We start from the raw sequence: 5,238 nt of genomic DNA on the forward strand, positions 1-5,238 counted from the left end.
GTTCGACGGTTTCCGACATGATGCCGTTGCCGTCGGACGCCGCGATCACCCTGCCCCGGGCATCGACCAGCAGGCAGCGGGTGCGGGCGGCCTCGTCGACCGTCAGACGGATGCCGGAAACGACGGCTTTCGCCTGCGGCTCCCAGTCGAAGAAGATCCCGAGAACACCGGCCGGCTTGCCGTTCGCCTCGCCGCCCTCCCGGATCGCGGTGGCGTATGTCGCGACCTGCGCATGGTCCAGGAGAGGATTGGTGGCGATGTCGCAGGCGACGTAGTCGTCGCCGCTCCGGGTCGCCATGCCCCGGCGAAACCATCCCTCGCCCGACACGTCCGATCCGAGAACGCCGGGATAGCGGTCCGGCCTGCCGCCGGCGACGACCCGGCCGGAGGCGTCCGCTACCCAGAGGTCGAGATAGACCGTGTAGCTGCGCAGGATGACGCCGAGTCGCTGGCTGGCATGGGCAGGATCGGCGGCGGCAGCGACGACGGCGCTGTCGGTCGCCCACCAGCGCACGTCGCAGCTTCGCTCATAAAGGTTGCGGTCGATGATGTCGATCGCGTTCAACGCCAGATCGATAAGCCGCTGGCCCCGGATGCCGTCCAGGATGTCGCGCCCCAGTTCGGTCAGTTCGGCGACGCTGCCGGACAGTTCGCGCGACATCTCGGCGGAGATCTGGTTGATCTGGCCGGAGATCTCCTTGACCTCGTTGGCGACGACGGCGAAGCCGCGGCCGGCGTCGCCGGCCCGCGCCGCCTCGATCAGGGCATTCAACGCCAGGGTCCGCATCTGGCCCGTGATGGTGTTGATGTCCCTGATCTTGCTGTCGACGACCGAAGAAACCTTTCCTGTCAGTTCGATGATCTGTTCCGGTCTGCTCACCTCGACCACCTCATGCGGTAATTTTCTGACAAAATTAGCCGCAAACGATTAACAGCATTTATGAATTATACGGTCGTATGCCTAAAGTTTGCGATGCCGACTTCAGGCGGAGCGGACCTCCCGCAGGAAATCGTCGACCTGCTGGTCGAGCGAACGGGCCTGGACGCTGAGGCGGTCGGATGCCTCCAGCACGCCGCCTGCCGCCTCGCCGGTCCGCGCCGCCATGCCGGTGACGCGGTCGACCGTGTCGGAAACGCGGCTTGTGCCGGTGGACGCTTCCGACAGGTTGCGCGCGATCTCCGTGGTGGCGGCCCGCTGTTCTTCCACGGCGGCGGCGATGGTCGAGTTGATCTCGTCGATCCGCCGGATGACCGTACCGATCGCCTGGATACGGCCGACGGCGTCGCCGGTCACGGACTGGACCTCGCCGATCTGGCGGGCGATCTCGTCGGTCGCTTCCGCCGTCTGGTTGGCCAGGGCCTTGACCTCGTCCGCCACGACGGCGAACCCCTTGCCCGCCTCGCCGGCCCGCGCCGCCTCGATCGTGGCGTTCAGCGCCAGCAGGTTGGTCTGCGACGCGATGGAGGAGATCAGCTTGACGACGTCGCCGATGCGGAGCGCCGTCTGGTCCAGGGTCTTCATGGTGTCGTCGGTCGCCTGGGCGTTCTCGACCGCCTCGCCGGTAATTTCCGCCGACATCACGGCCTGCCGGCCGATCTCGGTGATGGACAGCGAAAGCTCGTGGGCGGCGGCTGCCGCGTCCTCGACGTTGCCCGATGCCTGACCGGCTGCCGAGAGCGCCTGTCCCGCAAGATCGCTGCTGTCCCGCGCCGAGGCCGCCATGTCGGCCGCCGTCCGCTGCATCTGGCTGGCGGCGCCCGAGACCTGATCGACGGCGCCCTTGACCCGGCTTTCGAACCGGGACGCGAGGTCGAGCAGCATGGCGCGCCGGTCCTCAGCCGCCCGGATGCGTTCCGCCTCGGTGCGGCGTTCGGCTTCCCTGACCGCCAGCGCGTTGTCGCGGAAGACGATGAGCGTCGCCGCCATCTCGGCGATCTCGTCCCGCCCGCCCGTCGGGATGGCGACGGTGAGGTCGCCGCCGGCGATCGATGCCATGCTGGTGCGCAGCGCAAGCAGGCGATGCACGACGTTGCGCCCGATATAGAGCCATATGACCAGCGCCGAGAGAACGATACTGAAGGCTCCGACGCCGGTCAGCAGTGCCGTGCCCCGGTCGAGCAGGAGCGTCGTGGCGGCGGTCGCTCCGTCGACATTGGTTTCCTGCCGCTGGACGACTCCTTCCACGAGGGCTGCAAGGCGCTCCGAAAGGTCACGGTTGCCGTCCACGAGGCTGTGGAAGCGCTGAAGGATTTCCAGCTCCTTCGCGCGGCCTTCCAGCAAGTTGCCGGGATCGGATGCTACCCGTTGCATCACGCCGAACGGGCCGCTCACCATCTCGGCCACCTTCTCCGGCAACTGGCCGCGCGCCATGTCGATGCTGACCAGCCTGCCTTGCAGGTTCGTCTGCACCACCATCAGCCGGTCGGAGTCGGTCGAGTAGACGGCTTCCAGGAGCTGGTTGCGCACGGCACCGGCATCGGCGATCATCCCGGCCATGGCGCTCCGTCCCGCGGTCGCTTCGACGATCTGCCGCCCGGCCTCGCGCAGTTGCTCGGCCCCGGCATCCGGGTCCGAGAGGATGGCATGGGCCTGGTCGAGTTGCGCGTTGTAGAGCGACAACAGCGGCGCCAGCACCTTTTCGATCCGCGCATGGGCGGCGATCAGCTCCGGCACCATGGCTTCGCGCGTGGTCGTGAGTGCGACCCGTTGCGCCATCACGCTGTCGAGTTCGCTGAGGTTGCGGAGCAGCGCCGAGGACGCTTCGGCCAGCGCAAGGCCGTCTTCCGTCCCATCGCCGGCGGTGACTTCACGCAGTTCCGCCAGACGCTCCTCGAAGCTCCGCTGTCCCGCCGCGATGCGGGTCGAGACTTCACGATGACCCTCTTCGTCCTTCGCCGCTTCCAGGGCCGGCGCCAGCGCCACCAGGCGCTCCGCGTGCTGGGCGACCCGCATGGCCCGGTTCATGGCGGGCAGCGACTGTTCGGTGATGGTGGCAAGCGTCGTCTCGACATTTCCGTAGCCGTCGATCGCCACGGCGGCCGCCATCAGGGTGCCCGACAGGACCGCTCCGATGGCCAGCAGCATCCGGCCCCTCAATCCGAGCGAAAATCGGGCACCAATCCTCCGGTGCGGTGAAGCGGACTGCACTTCTGCCGACATCTCATCCCTCTACTAACTAAATTTTTTAGAATTGATCTATTCGTATCGAGAGCAGGATCATGGAACACAAATGTAACCGTTTATTTAAGTACGGCCCTGTCAGGGTTATACTTAAGTCATTGGGCATCTAGTTATTTCTTCCGTCATCATCCCGTTGTTTTGACATTCGTCATACATCTTTAGTTTGGATCACTTGGGTTAACGTCGATGAAGATCGCAGTCGTGGTGGTATATGGCATCCGGCCGGCGTTCAAACCTTTGCGGACGAAACCTCCCTGGGGTAAATGTCTCATAACTGGGAAGGAAAACGGACTGTCGGTCCTACCAACTAAATAACCGGAACGGATCAACCCCATGTTCGACATATCGGGCCGTCATGCGCTGGTCACAGGCGGCACCAGCGGCATCGGCGCCGCGATCGCGGCGGCCCTGTCCAGCGCAGGATGCCACGTCACCGCCGCCGGCCTGCCCGCCGCCGAGGGAACCGGAGTCCCCGCCCCCGGTGTCACGACCGCCGCTCTCGACGTTACCGATGCCGCTTCGATCGACCGCTTGGCCGGCGGGCTGGACCGTCTCGATATCCTGGTCAATGCCGCCGGGATCATCCGGCGGAGCGCCGAATACGATCTTGAGACCTTTGCGCAGGTGGTGGACGTCAACCTGACCGGCACCATGCGCCTCTGCTCCGCCTGCCGGCCGCTGCTGGCGGAGGGGGGCGGCGCCATCGTCAACGTGGCCTCGATGCTGACCTTCTTCGGCGCCGGCCTCGCCCCCGCCTACAGCGCCAGCAAGGGCGGCATCGCGCAGCTTACCAAGAGCCTGGCGATCGCCTGGGCGGCCGAGGGTATTCGGGTCAACGCCATAGCGCCGGGCTGGATCGCGACGCCGCTGACCCAGGCGCTCCAGGACGATCCCGCCCGGTCGGAAGCGATCCTCAGCCGCACCCCGATGAAGCGCTGGGGCACACCCGGCGACCTCGCCGGCTCGGTGATCTTCCTGTGCTCCCCCGCCGCGGCCTTCGTCACCGGCGTCGTCCTGCCGGTGGACGGCGGCTACCTGATCTCCTGAAGTTCCCGATCTCCTGGACTGGAGGATACGACCATGGACAAGACCCCCGAAGCTCCGGAACGCTCGCTCGATCAGAGCAAGATGCCCTACCAGCTTCCCTTCCCGCCCGAAGCCGCGACGGAGATCGTGGTGCCTTCGGCCCTGCCGGAGGACGAGCGCGTCTGGGTGCCACAGATGGAAAACGTCTGGTTCCGCCCGCTGTGCCTGCATACCGGACAGGGTTACTGGATCAACCTGCTGCGGGTCCGGAAGTCCGGCGTGCTGAGCCGCCACCGCCACCCCGCACCTGTCCACGGCTTCGTCCTTCGCGGCCGCTGGCACTATCTGGAGCACAACTGGGTCGCGAACGAGGGCGGCTACGTCTTCGAGCCGCCGGGCGAGACGCATACGCTGGTGGTGCCCGACGACGTGCCGGAGATGATCACCCTGTTCCACATCACCGGCTGCATGATCTACGTCGATCCCTGGGGCAAGCAGACCGGCTACGAAGACGTCTTCACCAAGATCGACATGTGCCGCCGGCACTACGCGCAGAACGGTCTGGGCGGCGACTTCGTGGACCAGTTCGTGCGGTGATTTCCCGTAGCGGCCATCGTGCCGCAGGCGGATGCATACCGGGGAGTGATATCAGGGCAGGCAACGCATCCAGCACAGCCGGGTTCCGCGCCTTGAAATACGACTTTGCTTACAAGCCGTTCCTGATGAACGGTAAATCGGCCCGGCCCTGCTTCGCCTCTACAATCATTGCCTATAAAATAGGAAAAGCAGAAGGAAAGGCGGAAATGCTGATGCGTCAGATGCGCCATCGCTACGGCACACCACCAGAAACGGCGATAGCGACTGTCCTCGCCGCCCAACCGACCGACCTCGACTTGTGGGCTGACGCCATCTTCGAAGCCGAGAGCCTTGACGACCTGCTTTCCCGCCGGGCCGTTTCCGACAACGGACCTCAATGGTAAGAGGATGTTGAGTTGAAGACGCGCCAAATTTTCGCGATGGTGTGTCGTGAG

The 5,238-nt window shown here is 65.4% G+C and carries 5 protein-coding genes; 3 read left to right on the forward strand and 2 right to left on the reverse strand.

Features of this window, described 5'->3' with window-relative positions:
• Together AC5JJ6_RS40245 and AC5JJ6_RS40250 are read right to left on the reverse strand one after the other, a co-directional pair.
• On the reverse strand, positions 1–880 hold an 880-nt coding region (locus AC5JJ6_RS40245; protein WP_496047432.1), incomplete at its 3' end, for a methyl-accepting chemotaxis protein.
• A gap of 102 nt (positions 881–982) precedes the next feature.
• On the reverse strand, positions 983–3,085 hold the full coding sequence (locus AC5JJ6_RS40250; protein WP_496047433.1) for a methyl-accepting chemotaxis protein: 2,103 nt from the start codon (positions 3,083–3,085) through the stop codon (positions 983–985).
• 429 nt (positions 3,086–3,514) lie between these two features.
• On the opposite strand from AC5JJ6_RS40250, the gene AC5JJ6_RS40255 reads away from it, so the two are divergent.
• From AC5JJ6_RS40255 to AC5JJ6_RS40265, 3 genes are all read left to right on the forward strand, one after another.
• The gene (locus tag AC5JJ6_RS40255; RefSeq protein ID WP_496047434.1) at positions 3,515–4,228 is read left to right on the forward strand and encodes an SDR family NAD(P)-dependent oxidoreductase; all 714 of its coding nucleotides are present in this window, start codon (positions 3,515–3,517) and stop codon (positions 4,226–4,228) included.
• A 33-nt stretch (positions 4,229–4,261) separates the two neighbouring features.
• Complete coding sequence (locus AC5JJ6_RS40260; protein WP_496047435.1) at positions 4,262–4,804, forward strand: 2,4'-dihydroxyacetophenone dioxygenase family protein; 543 nt, start codon at positions 4,262–4,264, stop codon at positions 4,802–4,804.
• 92 nt (positions 4,805–4,896) lie between these two features.
• On the forward strand, positions 4,897–5,187 hold the full coding sequence (locus tag AC5JJ6_RS40265; RefSeq protein ID WP_496047436.1) for a hypothetical protein: 291 nt from the start codon (positions 4,897–4,899) through the stop codon (positions 5,185–5,187).
• Positions 5,188–5,238 lie beyond the last annotated feature (51 nt).

Source organism: Skermanella sp. (genome assembly GCF_059503625.1).

Bases quoted from the DNA above. Each gene is read 5' to 3' on its own strand.
- AC5JJ6_RS40250 (WP_496047433.1), bottom strand. From the start codon at position 3,085: ATGCTGCTGGCCATCGGAGCGGTCCTGTCGGGCACCCTGATGGCGGCC.
- AC5JJ6_RS40255 (WP_496047434.1), top strand. From the start codon at position 3,515: ATGTTCGACATATCGGGCCGTCATGCGCTGGTCACAGGCGGCACCAGC.
- AC5JJ6_RS40260 (WP_496047435.1), top strand. From the start codon at position 4,262: ATGGACAAGACCCCCGAAGCTCCGGAACGCTCGCTCGATCAGAGCAAG.